Source organism: Alishewanella tabrizica (assembly GCF_014652375.1).
In the GTDB taxonomy this organism is placed as follows: Bacteria; Pseudomonadota; Gammaproteobacteria; order Enterobacterales; family Alteromonadaceae; genus Alishewanella; species Alishewanella tabrizica.
Window position 1 is genome coordinate 96,998 of record NZ_BMYR01000011.1, and the last position, 22,642, is coordinate 119,639.

19 protein-coding genes are annotated in these 22,642 nt (G+C 47.3%); 13 read left to right on the forward strand and 6 right to left on the reverse strand.

Annotated features, from left to right (window positions below):
- Positions 1-58 precede the first annotated feature (58 nt).
- Positions 59-964, forward strand: coding sequence for a LysR family transcriptional regulator (locus IE070_RS13410; RefSeq protein WP_189483706.1), 906 nt, complete (start codon positions 59-61; stop codon positions 962-964).
- A gap of 378 nt (positions 965-1,342) precedes the next feature.
- Here IE070_RS13410 and IE070_RS13415 read toward each other — a convergent pair whose 3' ends face one another.
- A complete protein-coding gene (locus tag IE070_RS13415) occupies positions 1,343-2,251 on the reverse strand; it encodes a substrate-binding periplasmic protein (protein ID WP_189483707.1) in 909 nt (302 codons plus the stop codon).
- A gap of 132 nt (positions 2,252-2,383) precedes the next feature.
- Positions 2,384-3,433, reverse strand: a complete 1,050-nt coding sequence (gene mtnA, locus IE070_RS13420; protein ID WP_189483708.1) for an S-methyl-5-thioribose-1-phosphate isomerase — start codon at positions 3,431-3,433, stop codon at positions 2,384-2,386.
- 91 nt (positions 3,434-3,524) lie between these two features.
- Here mtnA and mtnK point away from each other — a divergent pair, with 91 nt between their 5' ends.
- The 9 genes from mtnK (at position 3,525) to IE070_RS13465 (ending at position 12,318) form a co-directional block, all read left to right on the forward strand.
- Complete coding sequence (gene mtnK, locus IE070_RS13425) at positions 3,525-4,742, forward strand: S-methyl-5-thioribose kinase (RefSeq protein ID WP_189483709.1); 1,218 nt, start codon at positions 3,525-3,527, stop codon at positions 4,740-4,742.
- Between the two features lie 141 nt (positions 4,743-4,883).
- Positions 4,884-5,564, forward strand: a complete 681-nt coding sequence (locus IE070_RS13430) for an ABC transporter ATP-binding protein (protein WP_189483710.1) — start codon at positions 4,884-4,886, stop codon at positions 5,562-5,564.
- The gene (locus tag IE070_RS13435) at positions 5,552-6,502 is read left to right on the forward strand and encodes an HlyD family secretion protein (RefSeq protein WP_189483711.1); all 951 of its coding nucleotides are present in this window, start codon (positions 5,552-5,554) and stop codon (positions 6,500-6,502) included. The genes IE070_RS13430 and IE070_RS13435 overlap by 13 nt, the downstream gene beginning before the upstream one ends.
- Positions 6,492-7,496 (forward strand): HlyD family secretion protein, encoded by a 1,005-nt coding sequence (locus IE070_RS13440; RefSeq protein WP_189483712.1) that lies wholly within the window; start codon positions 6,492-6,494, stop codon positions 7,494-7,496. The genes IE070_RS13435 and IE070_RS13440 overlap by 11 nt, the downstream gene beginning before the upstream one ends.
- The gene (locus tag IE070_RS13445; RefSeq protein WP_189483713.1) at positions 7,493-8,677 is read left to right on the forward strand and encodes an efflux RND transporter periplasmic adaptor subunit; all 1,185 of its coding nucleotides are present in this window, start codon (positions 7,493-7,495) and stop codon (positions 8,675-8,677) included. The genes IE070_RS13440 and IE070_RS13445 overlap by 4 nt, the downstream gene beginning before the upstream one ends.
- Before the next feature lies 1 nt (position 8,678).
- Positions 8,679-9,914 (forward strand): ABC transporter permease, encoded by a 1,236-nt coding sequence (locus IE070_RS13450; RefSeq protein WP_189483714.1) that lies wholly within the window; start codon positions 8,679-8,681, stop codon positions 9,912-9,914.
- A 179-nt stretch (positions 9,915-10,093) separates the two neighbouring features.
- A complete protein-coding gene (locus IE070_RS13455; RefSeq protein ID WP_189483715.1) occupies positions 10,094-10,537 on the forward strand; it encodes a nucleoside deaminase in 444 nt (147 codons plus the stop codon).
- A complete protein-coding gene (locus tag IE070_RS13460) occupies positions 10,534-11,328 on the forward strand; it encodes a transporter substrate-binding domain-containing protein (RefSeq protein ID WP_189483716.1) in 795 nt (264 codons plus the stop codon). Before IE070_RS13455 ends, IE070_RS13460 begins: the two co-directional genes overlap by 4 nt.
- A 60-nt stretch (positions 11,329-11,388) precedes the next feature.
- Positions 11,389-12,318 carry an exo-alpha-sialidase gene (locus IE070_RS13465; protein ID WP_189483717.1) on the forward strand — a complete coding sequence of 310 codons (930 nt, stop codon included), beginning with the start codon at positions 11,389-11,391 and terminating at the stop codon, positions 12,316-12,318.
- 34 nt (positions 12,319-12,352) lie between these two features.
- Here the strand turns inward: IE070_RS13465 and IE070_RS13470 are convergent, their stop codons facing one another.
- Complete coding sequence (locus IE070_RS13470; protein ID WP_189483718.1) at positions 12,353-12,952, reverse strand: redoxin domain-containing protein; 600 nt, start codon at positions 12,950-12,952, stop codon at positions 12,353-12,355.
- Positions 12,953-13,002: 50 nt separating this feature from the next.
- Positions 13,003-15,075 (reverse strand): protein-disulfide reductase DsbD family protein, encoded by a 2,073-nt coding sequence (locus IE070_RS13475; protein WP_229797068.1) that lies wholly within the window; start codon positions 15,073-15,075, stop codon positions 13,003-13,005.
- A gap of 227 nt (positions 15,076-15,302) precedes the next feature.
- Between IE070_RS13475 and IE070_RS13480 the strand changes: the two genes are divergently transcribed.
- Complete coding sequence (locus IE070_RS13480; protein ID WP_189483719.1) at positions 15,303-17,543, forward strand: TonB-dependent receptor; 2,241 nt, start codon at positions 15,303-15,305, stop codon at positions 17,541-17,543.
- A 222-nt stretch (positions 17,544-17,765) separates the two neighbouring features.
- On the opposite strand, the gene IE070_RS13485 is transcribed toward IE070_RS13480, so the two are convergent.
- Both IE070_RS13485 and IE070_RS13490 read right to left on the reverse strand, forming a co-directional pair.
- Positions 17,766-19,376: a serine hydrolase gene (locus IE070_RS13485; RefSeq protein WP_229797069.1), complete on the reverse strand. Its 1,611-nt coding sequence runs from the start codon at positions 19,374-19,376 to the stop codon at positions 17,766-17,768.
- Between the two features lie 34 nt (positions 19,377-19,410).
- Complete coding sequence (locus tag IE070_RS13490; RefSeq protein ID WP_189483720.1) at positions 19,411-20,025, reverse strand: flavin reductase family protein; 615 nt, start codon at positions 20,023-20,025, stop codon at positions 19,411-19,413.
- 147 nt (positions 20,026-20,172) lie between these two features.
- Between IE070_RS13490 and ltaE the strand changes: the two genes are divergently transcribed.
- Together ltaE and IE070_RS13500 are read left to right on the forward strand one after the other, a co-directional pair.
- On the forward strand, positions 20,173-21,255 hold the full coding sequence (ltaE, locus tag IE070_RS13495; RefSeq protein WP_189483721.1) for a low-specificity L-threonine aldolase: 1,083 nt from the start codon (positions 20,173-20,175) through the stop codon (positions 21,253-21,255).
- Positions 21,256-21,318: 63 nt separating this feature from the next.
- Complete coding sequence (locus IE070_RS13500; protein WP_189483722.1) at positions 21,319-22,602, forward strand: amidohydrolase; 1,284 nt, start codon at positions 21,319-21,321, stop codon at positions 22,600-22,602.
- Positions 22,603-22,642: the final 40 nt, after the last annotated feature.

The following is a 22,642-nucleotide window of genomic DNA, read 5'->3' on the forward strand; positions in this document are numbered from 1 at the left end:
AAATTTGTCATACTTTACGCTTATACTCTGATTGGATGCTAATTGCAGGTAAGATTGAATGTCGTTGCAAACCCCGCTACGTGGCTTACGTTGTTTCTGTGTGGCCGCTGAATGCCTTAGTTTTAAAGAAACCGCGAAACAGCTTTATCTAACGCCGTCTGCAGTTAGCCATCAAATTAAACAATTAGAAGATAACCTAAACCTTAGCCTATTTGAGCGGAAAACCCGTGCCATTGAACTAACCGAAACCGGCAAGCAGTTTTACCTGGAAATTAAGCCTTTATTAGAACAACTGAGCCAAACCATTAATCAGTTTAGCCAGGTTGAACGCGTGCTGGAAGTGAGCATCTCGATGCCAGAGTTTTTTGCCAGCGAGCTGTTTGTCCCGCGCTTACGCGGTTGGTCTGAGCAATATCCTAATATCAATATCAAGCTGGAAACGGTAAAGTCTCGCCGCGAAAGCCCCAAGTATACCGATGTTTCGGTGATCTTATCCGGCAAAAAACCGGTTGAGGGCGCGGTGTATGATTTGTTCCCTATCAGCTATTTACCCGCCTGTAACCCAGCGTTATTTCAAAAACTGCATGGTAAAGGCTATCGCATTTTAGAAAAAACCCCGCTTATCCTGCATCAAGCCCGCCCAACTGCCTGGCATCAATGGGCCGAACGCGTTGGCTTTCATCAATTTCACCCCAAACAAATTATGCAACTTGACAGTATGTTTAGCGTAGCCCGCGCGGCCCAGCAGGGATTAGGCGTAGCACTTATCCCCATGCCGATTAGCCATGCCTGGTTTAGTAGTGGTTCTTTGGTAAAGTTGTTTGAGCAAGAATTACTAAGCCGCGATCGCTATTATCTGGTGCAACATGATGCCGATTCCGAGCGGCCAGAAATTAAACTGCTGATAGACTGGATCCTGCAAAGCTTCAATAGCTCAGATTTCGCTTTACCTCCCGTGGCATAACGATTACCAGAGCAGCACACCGTTTCTAAAGTGCGCTAAAACAACCAATATCTTTATGACAAAAGTTCCATTATTACAGGTGAATTTTTTTCACTTGTTAGGTGTTTTTTTATCGTTTGTATAGCTGATTGGTACGGCTTATAGTTAACCCGTGTTCGAGATTCGGACACAGCGGTTAAAGTTGTTGAAGGGTGTAACCTACCCTTACCTGTCTACCTTGTCTTAGCCCGATTGAATAAATCGGGCATTTTTTTGTCTAAAAATCATGACGCTGCGAACAACTATATGGGCTGTTGCAAACGTTTTTTCCGAACAAAAAGCCACTAAGTTTAAGCAAACAATGCGTATTGACACATTTTGAAGCAGTTTAAACCGCCACTACTGTTGTTGCTGACTCAGTAACAATTGCGCGAGTTCATCCCCTAATTGCTCTGTTAAAATTTGCTGATAACGCGGGCTGTGCAAATAGCCGCTGTCTGCAGCAAAGAACCCCTCTAGCAAGCCCGCCCAATCATTACTGTGCGGCATAATAAAGCCAAAGGTTTCGCCGCCCTCTGCAGCGATAGGATGATCACGAAGTGGCATACCGGCCTCACGGGCGCGCCAGTAATTGTAAGCATCCACATAGGCATAATATTGACCACTGGCGACCTTGGCCAATACATCAGGATTGCTGTTTACCTGCTGCACTTCAGCATTAGGCTGGTATTGATCGCGCAAGCGGTTGATCCGCTGTTGATGCAAGGTGCCGCTAAAGGCAAGCGGCTTTAGCGTCGCAAACTGCTCAGGCAGTGCCTGCCACTCTGATAACGGCGCTATATCCTGATGGGTAATAAGTGCAGCGATGTTATGCAAATAAGGCGGTGAGAAGGCCAGCTCTTGTTTACGCAACTCCGTAATAGTGACATTACCTAACCCAAACACACCACCTCGCGCGTGCACAATACGCTGATAAAACTGTTGCCAATTGGGTTCACTCACAAAGTTTAGCTGTACCGCCAGCTGATGTTGTTGCTTAAGCCAAGCGGCGAAGTCTTGCATAATTTCTACGCTAACCCCGGTTAGCTGCCCTTGCGGGTTAACATACGCAAAGCCTTCAGCAGGGACATAAAGTACTGTTAAAGGAATTGGCTGTTGCGTTGCCGCAAGCTTCTGTTGCTTAACGTGGGAATAGGTAATGCCTTGATCAGTAGCATTGTTATCGCTTGGTATTGCATGCGCCGCAGTCAAAAACAGTAACAGCGCAGTGAAGGTTGAGATCTTAAGCAAGTTTAGGTTAACGCGCATTAGAATTGTATCGGCTAAATAAAAGATACCTTATCTTTGCAAAGCAAGTTGGGGGTGTCAAAGTTTTTAGACACTCGTTAGACACTCGATTGTCAGCTTGCTGCGCGACAAAAAGCGCGCAATCAATAATGACTAAACCATTGCCTGTTGCGACTTGCTGGCAAACTGCTGCAATATCCCAGTTTGAATATCTGCTTGGCTATACACCCCAGTATCCAGCACCCAGCCACTCACTAAGCAGGCAGGCGTTACATCAAACGCCGGGTTAAAGACTGGGGCTTGCTCGGGTGCCCAAAGGGTTTGACCAAAGGCACCTCTTACGCCGCGCACTTCGTCGGCGGCGCGCTGTTCAATCGGAATGGCGCTACCATCTGGGCAACTTAAATCGATGGTGGTATGCGGGGCAACCACATAAAATGGGATATTATGATAATGCGCCAGCACAGCCAGACTATACGTGCCCACCTTATTGGCAAAATCGCCGTTAGCGGCTATACGATCAGCGCCAACAAAGAGGCGATCCACCTCGCCACGCGCCATTAACATGCCAGCCATATTGTCGCAAATAAGCTGAAAAGGAATACCCAATTGCTGGCACTCCCAGGCGGTTAAGCGGCCGCCTTGCAGGAGTGGCCGGGTTTCATCTACCCAAAGCTGAATCGTTTTACCCTGTTGCTGCGCCAAGCTAATCACCCCCAAGGCCGTCCCAACACCCGCTGTTGCTAAGCCGCCGGTATTACAATGGGTTAATAACCGCTCTTTGGGCTGCACTAAGGCAGCACCATGCTCGGCCATACGTTGGCACAGCGCCACATCTTCGGCAAATAAGGCTTCGGCACACGCCACGGCGGCATCGGCAAAATCCGCTTGCTGTAAAGCACGTATCATCGCATCAAGATTATTCATTAAATTTACGGCAGTAGGCCTTGCCGCGCGGAGTATTTCAGCGGCTTGCAGCAGTTGCTCGCGGCTATCACCTTGAGTTGCCCGATATGCCAGCAATAGGCTGGCACCAATACCAATAGCCGGCGCACCACGCAGCTGTAAGCGCTGAATCAGCGTTACCATTTGCATTACGGTAGTACAGTGTACCCAGTGTTGCTGATGTGGTAACAGCGTTTGATCCAAAACATACAGCTCGCCTTGTACAGTTTTTAGGCTAAGCGCCAGCAGGTTTTTCATAACATAGATCCATTTAGCATTGCAGACGTCTAGAAGTTTTGCGATTATGCAAGCTTTCGTTTTTTGATTCAAGTAACAAGGGCTTTTGTAAATGACGGCTTATCAAATCTTTACTTCCGAACAGGCCATGCGGTTTGCCGATGAACACAGTGAGCTATTTGGCGAACATAGCAAACTGAGCGCGACGGAGTTTGGTGACGGCAACCTTAATCTGGTGTTTCGTGTTGTTAACGATAAAGGGACTTCATTGATTGTGAAGCAAGCCCTGCCCTACGCCCGCTGTGTAGGAGAAAGCTGGCCACTGAGCACCGATAGGGCACGCATAGAAGCCGAGGTATTAAAATTACACGCCCGCTTTTGCCCGGAACATACGGTGGAGGTGCTGCATTTTGATCGAGCGTTATCGGCGATTCTAATGGAAGATTTAAAGCAGTATGACATCCTGCGCACAGCCCTGATCAAAGGTAAGCAGTTTGCCCATTTGGCTCCACAGCTGGCGAACTATCTGGCCAATACGCTGTTTTATACCAGCGACTTTGTACTCACCGGCCCCGCCAAAAAAGCTGCCGTCGCGCAATTTACTAACCCTGATCTGTGTTTAATTACCGAAGATTTATTTTTTACCGATCCGTATTGCAACCACGAGCGCAATACGATTCATAGCCTGATTCTGCCAAGCGCTCGTGCACTTTGGTACGATACCGACTTGCAGGCAGAAGTGGCCATGTTAAAAGCGGATTTTTTATCTAAACCTCAAGCCTTATTGCATGGCGATTTACACAGCGGCAGCATTTTTATTAATAACGAGAATTGCAAAGTTATCGATGCTGAGTTTGGTTTTTACGGCCCAATTGGGTTTGATGTTGGTGTGTTAATTGGCAATTTACTGATTAATTATGTTGCCAGCCCGGGGGTGTTTAAAACGCCCGAAGAACAATCGCAGCAGCAACACTACTTACTTACTCAAATCCACACCCTTTGGCAACATTTTGCCGACACTTTTAGCCAATTACAACAAACTGCCACCCAAGATCCCACGCTACAAAATAGCCGCTATCAGCAACGCTTTTTACAACAGGTGTTCACCGATGCTATCGGCTACGCAGGTTGCGAGCTGATCAGGCGTACGGTGGGGTTAGCCCATGTGGCAGATTTAGAGCGCATCAGCGACGCAAAACAACGGGCAGTGTGTGAAATACATGCGCTTACTTTGGGGCGAGTATTAATACTGGAACGGGCGCAATTAGACTCAATCACCGCCTTACTAGACAAAGTACAACGTACTGTTGCCGCCATAGCAGCGCCCTAGCCCAGCAGCAGAAAGATAGTAAACGGTTATGAGGAAAACGCCTTGTAATACCTGCTTACATTTTTCCGCTATTTACGGCTAGTTGTGCTGTAATAGCCATGGCACACTGTTGTTAATAAACTATTACAACAGGAAAGCGCCATGATTGAAGCCAGCTTGCTGTGTAAATTTTTTGGTAATGGTGACACCCAAGTCAAAGCCTTACGCGATGTGACATTACGCATTGCCGAAAACGAATTTGTCGCCATTATGGGCAGCTCAGGCTCAGGTAAGTCAACCTTGATGAACATACTTGGCTGTTTAGATACCCCAAGTAGCGGCCACTATAAATTAGCTGGTGCCACGGTAAGTGAACTTAACGACGAACAATTGTCGGCGATGCGCAATCAGCATATTGGCTTTATTTTTCAATCTTTTCATTTGCTTCCGCGCCTTACAGCAGCAGAAAACGTTGCCCTACCGCTGCGCTATACTGATACCCCAACAGAGTTGGCACTGCAGCGGGCTGAAAGCCTGTTACACCAAGTGGGATTAGGCCATCGGATGCATCACAAACCGGCTGAAATGTCTGGTGGTCAGCGGCAACGCGTTGCCATTGCCCGTGCGCTAATAAATGATCCTAAGGTGATTTTTGCTGATGAACCAACAGGTAATTTAGATAGCAAAACCTCTGTAGAAATTATGCAGCTGCTCACCGAGCTACACCGTCGCGGTAATACCGTGGTGATGGTGACACACGAAGATGATATTGCCGCCTATGCACAGCGCGTAATCAGAATGCGTGATGGCCATATTTTGGAGGACAGCGCATGTTCGGTATAAGTGTGTTATTGGCTACGAGTATAGGCCTGCAAGCGCAAACTGAATTACCCTTATTATTAACGGGGAGCTTAGTCTCTGAGTATCGGCAAAATATTGTCGCCCCTATAAGTGACACCTGGCGTATTCAAGTGCAATGGTTAAAACCAGAGGCTGAAAAAGTTCAGGCTGGGGATTTAGTGGCGGTATTTGACGCTGGCAGCATTCAAACCAACATCGAGCGTTTAAAAAACCAATTGGTCAGTGCTGAAGAGCAATTTAAACAACTTGAAAGTAGCCATGCCCAAAGCGTAATGGAAGCCGATTATGAATTAGCGCGGCGGAAATTATTACTGGAAAAGGCCGATATTGATGCCGCAATCCCCAAAGATAACTTAAGTTTGTACGATTACGAGAATAATCAGTTGCAGCAACAACGTGCCCAAACAGAGTTAAAAAAAGCCGTAGAAACCTTGGCTACCACGAAAATTGAGCAACAAACCGCTCTCCAAAAACAACAATTAGTGATTAGTAAAAGCCAGTTAGAATTGGCAGAAGCAGAAAAAACGCTGACCACCATGAGTGTGTATGCCGAACGCGATGGCGCCATAAGCTATGGATTGCATCCTTGGTATCGCACTAAGCTGTTTGCAGGTGTCACCGCGCAACCGGGCTGGCAAATTGCCGAAGTAACCGAACAACAAGGGTTATATGTAGAAGCGTGGGTGCATGAAGTTGATGTGCCGCGTTTACAACAAGCCACACGCATTCAAGCCCGTTTTGATATTGCACCCGAGCAGCCGTTTAACGTGACGCTAGCGCAATTAGCGGGGCAAGGTGAAAAACGTCAAGCGTGGGGTAATGCTTTGTATTATAAAGCGAAATTTACAGCTGACACCTTACCCATTCGCCAACCATTACTGGGTATGGGATTATTAATAGAGGCGCGCCATGCCGAATAACACCGCTTTACCTTTACTGCTTGGCTGTAGCTTATGGCTTACGGCTTGCCAGCCCGCTACCGAAACCGTTATCAATGCGCCAACTGCGGCCAGTGTGCGCGCTACTGGCCAATTGGCTGCCGCGAATTCATTTACCGTATCGCCCCCCAGTGTTGGCCGCATGTGGCAGTATAATATTCGGGAAATGGCACCAGAAGGCACTATGCTAACCAAAGACACGTCGGTTATTGCCTTTGATGGCCAAAGCCTACAAGATGAATTACGCAATAAAACCTTAGAACTAAAAAGTGCAGAACAAGAGCTCACCAATCGGCTAACGGCGGACGAACAGCGTTTTGAAGAGCTAAAATTACAACAAGCTGAACGTAAAAATGATCACGATCGTGAAAAGCGCAAAGCAGAAATAGTCGATCATTCCCGTTCAGAAAATGATCGCCGTAAAGCGCAAATTGATTATACCATCGCGCAAAGCCAGTATCAGTTAGCCCAAAGCCGTTTAGACTTTCATCAGCAACAACGTGCGGCGGAAAAACAAATTATCTCCTCTAAAATTAGCCGCTTAACTGCTGAGGTGCAGCAATTACAGCGCGAATTGGCGTCGTTACGCATCCAAGCGCCTTTTGACGGCATTATGGTGTACGTGCCTGACTATAATGGTGAAAAATCTTCTGTTGGCGACACGATTCAATTTGGTCAACCGATTGCGGAAGTCAGTCAACTAGATACGCTCTATATCAAAACGGAAATTGATGAAATTGATTTAAAGTTTCTGCAACCTGGATTAACGGTACAAATTACCTTAGATGCTTACCCAGAACGCAGCTTTAGCGGTGTGTTAACCGATTTGGGCAATGCCGTACGTAATAAGTCGGCCGAAAATTTAAGTCGGGTGGTAGATGCCAGCATCACTATGGATACGCCTGACTTGGCTATTATGCGCCCAGGCATGACAGCCCGCTTACAAATACGTTTAGCGCAAGGAGAGCGCCCATGAAAACCCGTTTAATGCTAGCCTGTCTCATGTTCTTACTCTTAACCCGATGCGCAGAATATACTGAGCGTGATGCCGTGATCACCTTAGAAACGGGCACGCTAACGCATCGTATTCAAGCTGAGGGTGAATTATTTGCGGTAAACTCCATTAGCATTAACGCGCCACAAAGTACCCGAGGCCCACGTTTTATTGCAGAAGTGGCTGCTGAATACAGCAGTGTAGCGCCGGGCGACTTGGTAATTCGATTTGATGCCACCCAGTTAGAGCGCAGCTTGCGTGATGCCGATAATGCGCTCGCCGGTGTGTTAGCAGATCAGCAATTTAAAGGTGCGCAACAAGCAGCAGAGCTAACCAATATTGGTTTAGATCAGCGTTTAGTGCAGCAAGAGTTTGCCTTTGCCGATCGCTTTAGTATTGATGATGTACAAATCCGCTCGCGCTTAGAAATTTTAGATTCACTACAAAACAAAGAATTTTTAGGTGAAAAACAGTCCTACCTGACATGGCAAGAACAGAGTTTTGCCAGTCGCTCACAAGGCGAGCTAGATTTGTTACGTTTACAAAAAGGCCAGCAACAAGGCTTATTAGAGCAAGCACAATCAGGTCTTGCAGCACTGGAAATACGTGCACCCCATACGGGTATCTTACTTTATGAAGCCAATTGGCGCGGCGAAAAACCCGAAGTGGGCCGCATGGTATTTCCTGGCGAACGGTTAGGCAGCATTCCCGATCTCAGTTTGCAACATTTGCGCTTGCAAATTATCGAACAAGAAGCGGTAGGACTGGCTGCCGAACAACAGGTTCGCTTTGTATTAACGTCCCGCCCAGAGCAAGTATTAGAAGGGAAGATCCTAAGTGTCGGTCAAGTTGCTCAATCGCGTGAACGGCGAGATCCACGCCGCTATATTGAGGTAGTTGTTGAACCCGCAGCACAGCATTCGTTCTTTTTACCTGGGGCGAAAGCGCGAGCAGAAATTTTTGCCAACACCTTGGAGCAGGTGTTAACCGTGCCCTTACAGGCCGTATTTAGTGATGATTCTGGGCAATATGTTTGGAAAAAATACGGCTTAGGTTTTCAGCGCCAGCCGATCACTTTGGGTGCAAAAAGTTTAACCCATGCTGAAATCACCAGTGGTGCCGAAGCCGGCGATACCATTGCCTTGTTAGATCCGGAGGCCTGATATGAAACACAGCGCAATGGTGAAAGACACGCTCGCTGAGCTGGCTCAACATAAATTACGCACCTTTTTAACCTTATTAGGGATGATTTTTGGTGTCGGTGCGGTAATTGCCATGCTGAACATTGGTGAGGGTGCTGAGCGCGAAGCACTGAAAACCATTGAAACCATGGGGCTGCGCAATATTATTGTTGAAAGCAAAACCTTTGATGAGAAAACCTTACTGGAACATCGTAAACATTCGCTTGGGTTAAGCCAAAGTGATTTACACGCCGCAATTAGCACCTTACCCGGCATTACGGGATACAGCGCTGAGCGGCAGATAGAAACCTATTCTATTATTAGTCATAGTGGCAAAAGTGAAGGTATCGCCATTGGGGTATTACCCAGTTATATGGCGTTAAGCAGTTTGCCCTTTGCAAGCGGGCGCAACTTTACCGAATTAGAAGAGACTTATGCAGCTCAAGTCGCGGTATTAGGCTCACAAATGGCGGCCAGTTTGTTTCCTCAAGGAAACGCATTGGGGCAATATGTCAAAGTGAATCATGTCTGGTTACACGTTATCGGTGTCTTAGCAGAACCTCATACGAGTAATAACGAATTCCAAGGCATTAAGTTAGGGGGCGAACAAAACCAATTATTTATGCCGCTACAAACCGCGCATAATCGCTTTCGCGCCCTACCATTAACCGCTGAATTAAGTTCGTTCCGCGTGCAATTAGCTGACGGAGTCGTTAGCGCCGTGACCGCACAAGCGCTGAACTTTTTATTACAGCAACGCCATAATGATATCGACGATTTTCGTTTAATTGTGCCGGCAGCTTTACTGGCGCAACAAGAGCAAACACAAAAGATTTTTAATATTGTTATGTCTTGCGTAGCAGGCATCTCGTTACTGGTTGGCGGCATTGGTATTATGAATATTATGCTGGCCACGGTACTAGAGCGTACCAAAGAAATCGGTTTGCTGCGCGCGATTGGCGCCACTAAACGCGATATTAAACTGCAGTTTGTTGCCGAAAGTTTTACCATTGCCATTGTCGGCGGGATTGCCGGTATTCTATTTGGCATCATTTTATCAGAGTTGATCGCCTTTTATTCTGGCTGGGCAGTCTCCTGGTCGCTACCTGCTATCGTGCTAAGCTTTAGTATTTGCGCCTTAATCGGTGTAGCATTTGGCGTGTATCCCGCAATAAAAGCGTCGGAGCTGGATCCTATTACTGCCTTGCAAACGGATTAACAACCATGCTCAAAGCAAACTTCTACCTCTAGTCAGCATATTTGATAACAAATATATGAGCGCTCAAGGCAGAGCGCTAACAAAATCATATCAATAGTATGCGTGTTCACTGATAAAAAAACTTAGCCCAGCTTAGTTTTAACAGCTATGCTAGCTAAATCAGCTAAAAGGAGAACAGTATGCGCGATGCTTTTTTACAAGCAGCCATCGACGAAGCACAAAAAGGCTTAGCTCAAGGCGGTATTCCAATTGGCTCGGTACTGGTGATTGATGGCAAAATTGTTGGGCGTGGTCATAACCAGCGAGTGCAACAGGGTAGCGCTATTTTGCATGCTGAAATGCATTGCTTCGAGCAAGCTGGTCGTTTGTCACCTGCTGATTACAAAAAAGCCACACTTTACTCTACCTTATCGCCATGTGACATGTGCAGTGGCACGGCCTTGCTGTACGGAATACCGAAAATAGTTATTGGTGAAAACCAAACCTTTCAGGGACCAGAAGCCTATGTGCGTAGCCGAGGTGTTGAACTTAGCATAGTGCAAGACGAAGAATGCATAAAAATGATGCAAGACTTTATCGCTGCTGCGCCTGAACTCTGGTTTGAAGATATTGGTAAAATATGATTACCTTCTACAAAAACACACTACTGTCGTTGTTATGCTGGCTAGCGCTGCCATCTTTGGCTTTTGACAAAATTCCGGTGAAGGTTGGCGCTTACGAGTTTCCTCCTTACGTCCAACTTCAACAACATCAAGTTAATGGTTTGACTGTTGAGCTGATTGCACTGCTAAATCAATTACAGCAGAAATATCACTTTGAGTTGGTAATGACGACAGCTGTGCGTCGTCATCAAGATTTCAAACAAGGCTTATTTGATGCCATTTTCTTTGAAGATATAAATTGGGGCTGGAAGCAAAGAGAAATGCCCTTACACCATTCGGCAGCCTTTGCTCAAGACGATGAGGTATTTATAGCGCTTCGCAGCAAAGCAAAATCACAATTATGGTTTGATGATTTAAGCGGAAAAACGATCGCCGGCATTCTTGGTTACCATTATCGCATTGCTGACTATCAAACCGATCCAAAGCTTTTAGCCAGTCAATATCTAATGATCCCTGTCACAGACCACAACGCCAGTATTGAACTCGTGTTAAAACAGCGAACCGACACAGCCATAGTGACACGTTCTTTTTTAGCACAATACCTCAATTTAAAACCGCATCACCGAGAAATCTTACTCATCTCAGAGCGCATTGATCAGCGTTACCAGCACCAGCTTTTGTTGGATGCGGAGCATTCTCTTGATATTAACACCTTGTATCAATGGGTATTCCATTTGTTACAGCAACCTGTAATGCAACAAGCTTTGACAAAACAGGGGCTGCAATTATTGCCTCCTGCCATTCCTAATTAGTGTTATACCTTGTGTTAGCGTGTTTTCCAGTCTGCTATTAGCGTTTCCTGAGGCCTGTCTATGAATATTAAATGTATCTGGCAAAAAGGCGCACATAATGCTTTTACCGATCTTATTGCATGGCAAGATGCATTATGGTGTGTCTTTCGCGAAGCCAGTGCGCACGTATCTCCAGATGGCGCCTTGCGCGTGCTGCGATCGATTGATCAGGGACGACACTGGCAAAGTGTGGCGTTAGTTCAACATCCTGCTGCAGATTTGCGCGATCCCAAGTTCAGCACACATCCAGATGGGCGTTTGCTGTTAGTGGCTGCAGGTGCCTTACATCATACCGAATTGGCCACGCACCAAAGTTACCTTTGGCACTCACAAACGGGGCTAGCATGGTCGGAGGCAATGGCTATTGGTGAACCGAACTTTTGGCTCTGGCGCCTCAGTTGGCTGCAGGATACGGTGTATGCGTTGGCGTATCATTGTGCTAAACCAACTGTTTCACGGCTGTATCAGGCCACTCACACGCTAGCCTTCTCCGTTAGCGCCGATATTTATCAAGGTAGCTACGCCAACGAAAATAGTATTTTATTTCAAGAGGATGGTACGGCTTTATGTTTGTTGCGCCGCGATCCTGAACCCGGATTACTGGGCCGAAGTCTCGCGCCTTATACCCAATGGCACTGGCAAGAGATTGGCTGCCGAATTGGTGGGCCGCATTGGCTCCAGTTGCCAGACGGACGTTTATTGGCGTGTGTTCGCTTGTATAACGAGAAGATCCGTACCAGCTTATGCTGGCTCGATGCCAATACTGGCACGCTCTCTGAATGCCTAACGCTACCCTCTGGCGGGGATTGTAGCTATGCAGGTATGGTGATAGAAGGTGAGCAACTTTATCTTAGCTATTATTCATCGCATGAAGGCAAAACGGCTATTTATTTTTCACAGCTTTCGTTAGACACACTTAATAAAACGGGCTGCATGGCATCTATTACCTAGCCAACGGCAGCCCTGTTGAACCTAAGCGCCGGGCTTAGTATTTTACACTACAACCGTAAGGGCGCGTTACCGCCGGATCAGGCGTTTGCCCAGCAATTACGGCTTTTGTCGCATTAGCTAAATACGGGGTGGCATTAGCAATGTCCTCTACCTTGGCAGATGGGATACTGTCGATACCGCCCATATATTGCAATATACCTGCTTTATCAATGACATACATATGGGGTGTGGTACGCGCATCATAGGCTTTACCCATTACGCCATCTTCATCAAAAATAACCGCTGTCGGCGCGGCACCACGGCTCGTGGTCAACTCGTCTGATTTCGCCTGATCAATATGGCCTTGGCTACCCGGTTTAGACGAAATAACACTTAACCACACCACATCTTGTTCAGTATAGGTTTTTTGTAGCTGCTGCATATTGCCGTTATAGTGCTTTACGACAAAAGGGCAATCGTGATTGGTCCATTCCAGCACCACATTTTTACCCGCAAAATCTTGCAAGCTGTGTACCTGGCCTGTGGAATCTTTTACCGTAAATGCCGGAGCCGGTTGGCCTACTTGCGGCGCTGCGGCAACACTGCCCGCAAACAAGGCGGCAGCAGCAAGGGCTAACAGTTTCATTTTTTTCATGGTATCACTCCTGTTGTTTGTAGATTGTACGTTTAACATTAATATGCGGCTTATTGCTTACTGAGCCGCTCTAAGGTTTGCCGGAGGGTGTCCGGCGTTAAAATTTGGGGTAACACTTCGGCGGGCTGGCCGGGCCAATACAGCACATACAATGGCACGCCATCGCGCTGATATTGATGTAAATATGCCGTTATTGCCGCATCGCGCCGTGTCCAATCACCTTTAAGATACGTCACATCAAACAAGGCCAGCGCGGCTTTGCTGCTATCGGTATTTAACGCAACCCGCTCGTTGACTAAACAGGTAATACACCAGTCGGCGGTCATATTAACGAGAACGGGCTTACCTGCTGCCAGTAATGCGGCATGCTTGTCGGCGCTCCAGCTTTGCCAATGGGTCTGTGTGACCTCGGGAGAAGAACTATTTTCCGCAAGCTTTGGCGTTGCCATCCATAATACCGACAAGGCTAACGCCACTAAAAGCAAGGCAAAAACAGCGTCTGCTTTTCCTTCACGTCGTAATTGCCAGCGCCCCCATAACCAGCATGCCGCCGCCAATGCCACTGCACCACACAATAACAACGCGAGTGCATCGATTCCGGTTTGGCGACCATATACCCAAGCTAACCAGACCGCACTGAGGTATAACGGATAGGCTAATACCTGTTTCAACGTATCCATCCACGCACCGGGCTTGGGCAAACGCTTCGCTAATCCGGGTACGAAGGCTAATAGCAAGAATGGCAAGGCCATGCCTAACCCCAAGGCAACAAATACCAATAACGCTAAAAACGGCGGCTGTGTCACCGCGTAACCTAAAGCCCCTCCCATAAAGGGTGCTGTGCATGGACTGGCAACAATAACAGCCAATACGCCGGTAAAAAATGCGCCTTTCGCCCCTTTTTGTTGAGTTAAGCCACCGCCAGCATTCATTAAGCCTAAGCCAAATTGCACCAAGCCCGATAAACTTAACCCTAATGCAAACAGCAAATAGGCTAACGCGGCTACAAGTATTGGGCTTTGTAACTGAAAGCCCCATCCAACTGCAGTCCCTGCCGCACGTAAGGCTAGTAACACACTGGCCAGCGCAACAAAGCTAAGTACTACACCAAGGCTATACCACAGCGCATCGCGCTTTTGTTGCTGTTGCTGCCCCGTATTTCCAGCAATACTGAGGGCTTTTAGCGATAATACGGGAAACACACAGGGCATTAAATTCAAAATAAGCCCGCCCGCTGCCGCCATCAACAATACTAGCCACAAGGCTTGCTGCGACGCGTCAGGGCTGCTTACTACGGCGGCCTCGGCAGCAGCTTGTAAGGTTACGCTATAGCTTTGACCATTAGCGCTCACTAACACCACGCTAAAATCAGTTGGCGCGTGAGTAAAATAGGTATTGAGTTTTTGCCGTAACAGCCATTCGCCTTCGCTAAACAGCACGTGTTGTGGCGCAGCATGATCCACAAGCTCCGTGGCCGAAACAAAAAACTGCTGAAAATCGTCATCAGGCAGTCCAGCAATCGCTGCCGAAAAACTGTCACCCGCAATATCATAAAAACCGGTAATCGCTAACGTTTGAGGTTGCCGTGCTTTGGCTTGGCTCACCAAAGATTGTCCGTAAACAGAGGGCTCAGCAGAGGAAGAAACGGGCAAACTGAGTTGCAAACTGGCTTCTGCAGGGATACAAATTTCTTCACACACCAGCCAATCGACCTTCGCAGTAATGTCTAGCGTCGTCGCGCTGTAGGACGAGGGTACAGTAAGATCAATAAGCAGTAGGGTTGGGCCTGCAAAACCATAATTCATCATGGGTGGAATAGAAAACGCTTGTGGCGTAGGCCACTGAATATCACCAGCAGTCACCCCAGTGGGGAGTTGCCAAGCAATACTGGTGGGCAAGCCTGAATCTCCTGGATTGATCCAGTAGGTGTGCCAATACTCGTCTGGGATAAAATGCAGTGCTAACTGAAGCGTTTGCCCAGGCTGAACCGTTTGATACTCACTGACCAGCTCGGCTTGTAAATGCTTTGCCGGTTGCCACCCCGAGCTCGCTGCAAGCACTGTAGGGCTTACGCCCAAAACCATACCGCATAACAGCGTTGTGATTAATCGCATCACCCACATTAAAAAATATCCTTAAGTCATTCACTGGCTTTACGTTATTACAACACAGCCGATCACTTTGCTAGGTAACATGAAGGAAAATTCAGCTAATTGCAGCAAAAAACGCGACAAACTGCTATATTAGTGTGCACTTTCAGGTTAGCCGCTGTGGTCACTCCAACGGCTCAATACGTGTTAGTGCTATCACTTGTAATATCTCCCATCACTTAAATGAAGGTATAACGTTAATGACCCTATTCGGCAAATCGGCCTTGGTTGTCGCGGTACAAGCCGCCCTCTTTGGCGCAACACTAGGTTTTTCTCCTGCCTTGCTGGCGCAGGAAAGTGACAAAAACTTAGAAACAGAAGAAAAAAAGCTCGAAACAATTACTATCACTGCACAACGCCGCAGCCAAAGCATTCAAGAAGTGCCTATTTCTGTGGCCACCTTATCAGGTGAAAAGTTTGATAGTATTTTCTCTTCCGGGGATGATATTACCGCCCTGGCGATTAAAGTACCGGGCTTATATGCCGAAAGTTCTAACGGCCGTGCTGCACCACGTTTTTATATCCGTGGCTTAGGTAACACAGATTTTGACTTAGCCGCCTCACAACCCGTGTCTATTATCATGGACGACGTGGTAATGGAGAACGTGATCCTAAAAAGCTTTCCGTTATTCGATGTACAGCAAGTGGAAGTGATTCGTGGGCCACAGGGTACCTTGTTTGGTCGTAACACCACGGCCGGTATTATTAAATTTGATACAGTAAAACCACGCCAAGATTTTGATGCCTACGTTAAGACAACAGCAGGCACCTTGGGAACAGCACACCTTGAGGGCGCTGTGGGCGGAGGCTTAACCGAATCGTTATCTGCGCGCGCCTCTTTTTTATCGCAGCATCGCAGCAATTGGGTTGATAACAGCTTTACCGGCCAAAAAGATGCGCTGGGTGGCTATGATGAGCGTGCCGGTCGCTTACAATTTTTATATGAATCCGACCAAGTAGATGCCTTGTTTAATGTACACAGCCGCAGCTACGATGGCACCTCAACGATTTTCCGTAAAAACGTGCTAACGCCAGGCAGCAACCAGTTAAATGCAAACTATGATCGGGACGTAGTAGCCTATGATGCGCCGGGTAACAACGAACAAAGCTACGATGCTTGGGGTACCTCTTTAAAACTTGATGTAAAACTGGACGGCATGATTTTAACCTCGATCTCTGCGCTTGAAAAAGCTAAAGGTGGGGGAATTGGTGACATTGACGGCGGTAATCCAGACCAAGCAGGGTTTGCCGCAGTAGCCAATGCAGTAACCGAAGATCAGTTAAAAGATTTAAAACAAGTAACTCAAGAAATCCGCTTGGCCAGTGACACGGGTAATGCATTAAGCTGGCAAACAGGTGCGTTTTATTTTGATTCGTCTTTTGGGGTAAACAGTATTGATGGTTTCTTTGGGGCTACCGAAGTGTTCCACGGCAATACCAGTTGGGCATTGTTTGGCCAAACATCGTATGCTGTAAACGATAAACTTACCTTAACGGGTGGTTTACGTTATACCGAAGATGAAAAAACCTTTTCTGTGGGTCAACAAAATGTCGACGGCTTTGCATTAGTTATTGGTGTAGCGCAAATTCAAGATTATGCGCCAATTAAAGTCAAAGACGATCAAATTAGCTGGGAATTAAGCGCCAACTATCGCTTAACCAATACCACCAGCGTATTTGGCCGCGTTGCTGAAGGTTTCCGCGCTCAGTCGATTCAAGGCCGTGATGTTGCGTTTGAAGCGCCGCCGTCCGTGGCCGATGCTGAAACCATTACCTCCTTTGAAGTCGGCACGAAGTCTGATTTACTCAAAAACACACTGCGCTTAAATGCCGCCTTGTTTTACTACATCATTGACGATATTCAATTATCAGCTATTGGTGGACAAACACAGGGTAATCAGCTGATTAATGCCGATAAAGGCACAGGCTATGGTTTTGAAGTCGATTTTGATTATCGTGTCTTACAAAACCTGAGCATCGGCGGCGGCTTTAGTTATAACAACACAGAATTAAAAGACGATACCTTAACTGTAGCGCCTTGTGGTTCTGGTCTGTGTACCGTTTTAGATCCACGCGTAAATGGCTTAGCCCTGATTAACGGCAATCCGTTCCCGCAAGCACCTGAAACCATTTTAACGTTAAACACACGTTACGATTATCCGCTACCAGGCGGCGAGGTGTATGTCTTTGCCGATTATCAGCGTCAAGGAAAAACCAATTTATTCTTATATGAATCTGTTGAGTTTAATACTGATGGCAATTACGAAGCGGGCTTGCGTGTGGCTTATGTTAACTACAATAACAACTACGAAGTGGGGATTTTTGGTCGCAATATTACCGATCAGGATAATCTGAAAGGCGCTATCGACTTTAGTAATCTCACTGGGTTTGTCAATGAACCGCGGGTATTTGGTGTTGATTTTAAAATCAACTTTTATTGATTGGTGTAGCAAAAAGCGGGCGAAATAACACCCGCTTAGTTGCGACGAATTACCAGTAAAAGTGCTGTTAAACCGGCACACGCGTTTTGTTAAACCGTTGTCGTATAAGCTGTCGTGTCAATACAAATAAGAAGGGTAGCCATTGCTACCCTTCTTTATTAACCACTATAAATCTTAGTTAATACAAGCAAATAAGCACAGATCCATATACTGCCGTTGATGTTATTCCTCGGTTTTTGAGGCGGGTATTTTTATAAACTGCATATCACGATACGCATGCCGCTCACCGGGTTCGGCCGCATAAGGCTCTAAGGTAAAACCAATGACTTGGCGGCGATTATTCAGTTGAAAATGCAGTAATGCTGGCTGTGCCACATTCGGATCCTGCCATCGCACAATAAAACTATGATCAGCGAACGGCTCTAGCACACCTTGCAAATTAAGCATGCGCGCAGAGTGTAACGTTAATCCCTGCTCTGTTTGCGAAAGCGTTATCGCACCGAACCAACGATCAGCATATTGCCCAGCATACTCTTGTAATGCCAATAATACGCTACCCGTACCCACCGGTAAGGCGGAAAAGGCAACACCCTGCAACCGCTGTTGTTGCTCAGCATAATAAGCAACCCAATCCCGTTGCAGGTCAGGCGCCAAATAGTGTTTTAAAACGGTTTGCACAACCGACTGGCGCGCTCTGCTATTCGAGCCATTATTGAGAACAACTATACCCAGTTGCCGCTTTGGTACCAGCAGTACATGCGCTTGAAATCCTGACAGAGTACCCGTGTGGTGCACCACTTTTTCACCATGCATATCCGCCATGCGCCAACCCATGCCATAAGCACTAAAATGCGTAAAATCCAGTTCGCGATCGGCTGCAGACACCCCCATAAGCGTCTGCGGCGTCCACATTTGTGTTAATTGTTGACGGCTAAAAGGCGCAAATCCCGGCAATTCGGGCGTTTGGTTAGCATTTCGTGACGTAGGATCCAGTAAAAACGCCAACCACTTACTCATATCTTGGGCGTTACACACTATCCCACCTGCCGCGGCAGACATTAACATCGCGCCATCAATGGCGTTACGCTCAATCACAGCAAAGCCTTCTTCTGCACTAAAGCGATACGGCAACGCCACATTTTGTAAGGCCACATCGGGGACTGGACCGGCATAACATTGCATGTTTAATGGCTTAAAAATCCGCTCGGCCACAAATTCATGCCAAGGCGTTGCCGCTACCCGCGCAACCAGCTCAGCTGCCGCGATATACAACACATTACTGTACGCATAATTCGCCCGAAAACTGGTAACCGGTGTGAGGTAACGTAAATTATGAATCACTTCTTCACGGCTAAAACCACTGGGTTCAGGCCAAATCATGCTATCACCTGCTCCGCCGGCTAAACCACTGCGCTGACTTAATAAATCACGTACCGTAAATTCTGCAGTAACCCACGGATCTTGCAATCTAAACTCGGGCAAATGCTGAATAACCTTGTCGTCCCATTGCAATTTTCCCTCATCCACCAAAATAGCGACACTGGCAGCAGTAAAAGCTTTCGACGCAGAAGCCAAACGAAAATACGTCTCCGTGGTTACCGGTGACGTTTCTAGCACACTACGCTCACCGTACCCGGCCAAGTGCACGAGTTGCCTTCCTTGGATCACCGCAACGGCCATACCGGGTGTATCGAATTGCGTCAATGCCGCTAAGGCAACCGCATCAAACTCAGGTATTGTCGGCGTCAATACAGGATCAACGTCTTGTGCATACAGGGGGGTGCCAATATGGAATAGGGCCGACATCACTAGGGAGACCGCAAGATACCGCATCTTTAACTCCTTTCTCGTCAATGCACACCCAAGATTATGGGCGTACCAATGAAAATTTTTGCGCCGCACTTAGCGTAAAATACTCTGCTGGCCCACCGCCACGCAGTACGGGATCAGCCGCTAACGTATCAAATACGCCATCCTGCAGCAGCGCAACATCAATATGCACACCAATCACTTCTCCAAGTACCATCCACGTATTCACTTGCTCGCCTTGCGCGGTAACTAATGGAAATAATTGGGTTAACTTGCATTCAAAACGCACGGGGCTTTCTGCCACTTGTGGGGCTTTTATTAACCGTGACGGCAGCATAGTTAAGCCCGCCAAGGTAAATTCATTGATGTCGGGGGCCACACTGGCACTGGTTTGATTCATCGCACTAACTAAACGACGATTGACTAGATTCCAACAAAACTCACCCGTTTGCTGAATATTTTGTACTGAGTCTTTCCAACCAGTACTGGCAAACCCAATTATAGGCGGCTTGTAATTAAATAAATTAAAAAAGCTATAGGGTGCTAAATTGACTAGCCCTGCGTCACTCACACTTGAGATCCAGCCAATTGGCCGCGGGGCAATAATACTGTTTAATGGATCATGCGCTAAACCATGTCCCTGTGCGGGTTCAAAAAAATACTCTTCTGCCATAAACGCGCTACCCTTTGCCTTTTTGAAAAACGTTTTTTAAAAACACCTGCCAGCGTTGGCGGCAAGCAAACAGCCGCAGAGGACTTGCTTTTAGCCTGCCAGCAATCTAGCCTGAACGCCAGCGCCAACTGAATAAGATGAGACCAGATGCCAGATTTTCGCAGTGACACCGTAACACAACCTACTGCTGCCATGAAGGCGGTGATGTTTAATGCGCCATTGGGTGATGATGTGTTTAATGATGATCCCAGCACGCTGGCATTACAACAGTACGCTGCTGATATGTTAGGGTTTGAAGCGGCCTTGTTTGCACCCAGCGGCACGCAAACCAATCTTATTGCAATGATGAGCCATTGTCAGCGCGGTGATGAAGCCATTGTGGGGCAACAATGGCACACCTATAAATGGGAAGGTGGCGGTATGGCCGTGCTAGGTTCCATTCAGCCACAACCACTTGCCCTGCAATCCGATGGTACTTTGGCCTTAACGGATATTCTTGATGCGATAAAACCAGACGATCCACACTTTGCGCGCACCCGATTGATTGTGATTGAAAACACGGTGGGTGGCAAAGTATTACCCTTGCACTATATGCAAGAGGTTGCGGCCCTAGCAAAACAGCAACAATTACAATGCCATATTGATGGCGCTCGTCTTTTTAATGCCGCCGTCGCCCTGGCACCTCAGCACCACCTAAGCCCGCAACAGATGGCAAAAACCCTTTGCCAAGGATATGACTCTGTCTCTATTTGCTTATCAAAAGGCTTAGGCGCACCGGTTGGCTCATTACTATTAGGCTCTGCCGCGTTTATTCAACGGGCGAAACGGGTGCGTAAAATGCTTGGCGGTGGCATGCGGCAAACTGGCCTATTAGCGGCAGCTGGGCACTTCGCTTTACAGCATCATATCGATCGTTTGGCAGAAGATCATACCCATGCACGCGTGTTAGCAGACGGGTTAACCACCCTAGCAGAGCAAGGGCAGTTAGCGGGTCAACTGATTGTCCATCCCCCACAAACGAATATCCTTTTTACCGATTTAGCACCTACGTTAGCCGAGCAACTGATCACGTTTTTAGCTGCAAAGCAGGTAAAACTCACTAGCAGCAACTATGCAAGTGCCAGCGGCCCGTTAAAACGGATCCGTTGGGTGTGTCATCTTGATATCAGCACACATGATATCCATCATACACTGGCGTTGGTGGCAGAATTTGCGCATAGTAAGGTGTAATCTTAATTATCATCTGGGTAACGATACCGTGGGTGTTGCCCCCCAGCCACTTGGAGCTACCTAATGCGTTTACGTCTTCTTGCTGCCTTAGTTTTTGCAACGCTCGCCTATTCACCCAGTTCGGTTACTGCTGAAGTCATACGTATAAGCCCTGAACTAGAACAACAAGTGATAAGCTGGCGACGTGATTTACACCAACACCCCGAATTAAGTAACCGCGAGTTTCGCACCGCCAAGGTCATTGCTGCACATTTAGAGCAGTTGGGCTTACGCGTGCAAACGGGTATCGCCCATACTGGCGTAGTGGCTATTTTAGACAGCGGTAAGCCTGGGCCGGTATTAGCACTGCGTGCCGATATGGATGCATTGCCCGTTACCGAACAAACCGATCTGCCTTTTCGATCAGTGGCGAAGGGCGAATACCGAGGTAAAGACGTTGGCGTGATGCACGCCTGTGGCCATGACTTACATGTCGCAATGCTGATGGGGGCTGCTGATTACTTAGTTAAACACAAAGTACAGCTTACAGGTAAAGTGATGTTTATTTTTCAACCCGCAGAAGAAGGGGCTCCCGCAGGCGAAGAAGGGGGCGCTGAACTGATGCTAAAACAAGGGTTGTTTGCTAAAGACAAACCCGAGGCGATCTTCGGTATTCATGTTTGGGCACCGGCTAACACCGGCGTTGTTCAGTATCGCTCAGGGCCATTAATGGCATCTTCGGACCGCTTTGAAATACGCGTAAAAGGTCGACAAACCCATGGCTCTGCTCCTTGGGGCGGGGTGGATCCTATTGTTGCCGCAGCACAAATTATCAACAACGTACAAACCATTGTTAGCCGCCAAATTAATATTACCCGCGCGCCAGCCGTGATCAGCTTTGGTATTGTGGAAGGCGGCGTACGCAATAACATTATTCCAGACGAAGTTTACTTAGAAGGGACGATTCGAAATTTTGATATGGGTATTCGCCAACAAATTTTTGGTTTACTGACCAAAGCCGCGGAAGCCAGTGCGGCGGTTACCGGCGCCAGCGCCGAGGTTAAGATTGAAGAAGGCTATCCGGTAACCCTGAATGATCCCACGCTCACGGCGCGCTCATTACCTATTTTGCAACAGGTTGCTGGTATTGAAAATGTGCAGGAAAGCCCATTAGTGACTGGGGCAGAAGATTTTTCCTATTATGCGCTAGAAACCCCAGGGCTATTTGTATTTTTAGGGATCACGCCCGAAGGCCAAGACGCAGCAATAGCACCGGCTAATCATTCACCACATTTTTATGCTGACGAAAAAGCGCTAAAAACGGGTACAGAGCTATTTATTAATTGGATAATGGCCTATCAGCCATAAACTTATTGCTTTTTAACCCGTCTAATAACGTTTAAACACT

Coding starts and splice junctions, on each gene's coding strand:
- IE070_RS13500 (WP_189483722.1), top strand. CDS start 21,319: ATGCGTTTACGTCTTCTTGCTGCCTTAGTTTTTGCAACGCTCGCCTAT.
- IE070_RS13430 (WP_189483710.1), top strand. CDS start 4,884: ATGATTGAAGCCAGCTTGCTGTGTAAATTTTTTGGTAATGGTGACACC.
- IE070_RS13475 (WP_229797068.1), bottom strand. CDS start 15,075: ATGTGGGTGATGCGATTAATCACAACGCTGTTATGCGGTATGGTTTTG.
- IE070_RS13455 (WP_189483715.1), top strand. CDS start 10,094: ATGCGCGATGCTTTTTTACAAGCAGCCATCGACGAAGCACAAAAAGGC.
- mtnA (WP_189483708.1), bottom strand. CDS start 3,433: ATGAAAAACCTGCTGGCGCTTAGCCTAAAAACTGTACAAGGCGAGCTG.
- IE070_RS13435 (WP_189483711.1), top strand. CDS start 5,552: ATGTTCGGTATAAGTGTGTTATTGGCTACGAGTATAGGCCTGCAAGCG.
- IE070_RS13440 (WP_189483712.1), top strand. CDS start 6,492: ATGCCGAATAACACCGCTTTACCTTTACTGCTTGGCTGTAGCTTATGG.
- IE070_RS13460 (WP_189483716.1), top strand. CDS start 10,534: ATGATTACCTTCTACAAAAACACACTACTGTCGTTGTTATGCTGGCTA.
- IE070_RS13470 (WP_189483718.1), bottom strand. CDS start 12,952: ATGAAAAAAATGAAACTGTTAGCCCTTGCTGCTGCCGCCTTGTTTGCG.
- mtnK (WP_189483709.1), top strand. CDS start 3,525: ATGACGGCTTATCAAATCTTTACTTCCGAACAGGCCATGCGGTTTGCC.
- IE070_RS13480 (WP_189483719.1), top strand. CDS start 15,303: ATGACCCTATTCGGCAAATCGGCCTTGGTTGTCGCGGTACAAGCCGCC.
- IE070_RS13485 (WP_229797069.1), bottom strand. CDS start 19,376: ATGCGGTATCTTGCGGTCTCCCTAGTGATGTCGGCCCTATTCCATATT.
- ltaE (WP_189483721.1), top strand. CDS start 20,173: ATGCCAGATTTTCGCAGTGACACCGTAACACAACCTACTGCTGCCATG.
- IE070_RS13465 (WP_189483717.1), top strand. CDS start 11,389: ATGAATATTAAATGTATCTGGCAAAAAGGCGCACATAATGCTTTTACC.
- IE070_RS13445 (WP_189483713.1), top strand. CDS start 7,493: ATGAAAACCCGTTTAATGCTAGCCTGTCTCATGTTCTTACTCTTAACC.
- IE070_RS13415 (WP_189483707.1), bottom strand. CDS start 2,251: ATGCGCGTTAACCTAAACTTGCTTAAGATCTCAACCTTCACTGCGCTG.
- IE070_RS13410 (WP_189483706.1), top strand. CDS start 59: ATGTCGTTGCAAACCCCGCTACGTGGCTTACGTTGTTTCTGTGTGGCC.
- IE070_RS13490 (WP_189483720.1), bottom strand. CDS start 20,025: ATGGCAGAAGAGTATTTTTTTGAACCCGCACAGGGACATGGTTTAGCG.
- IE070_RS13450 (WP_189483714.1), top strand. CDS start 8,679: ATGAAACACAGCGCAATGGTGAAAGACACGCTCGCTGAGCTGGCTCAA.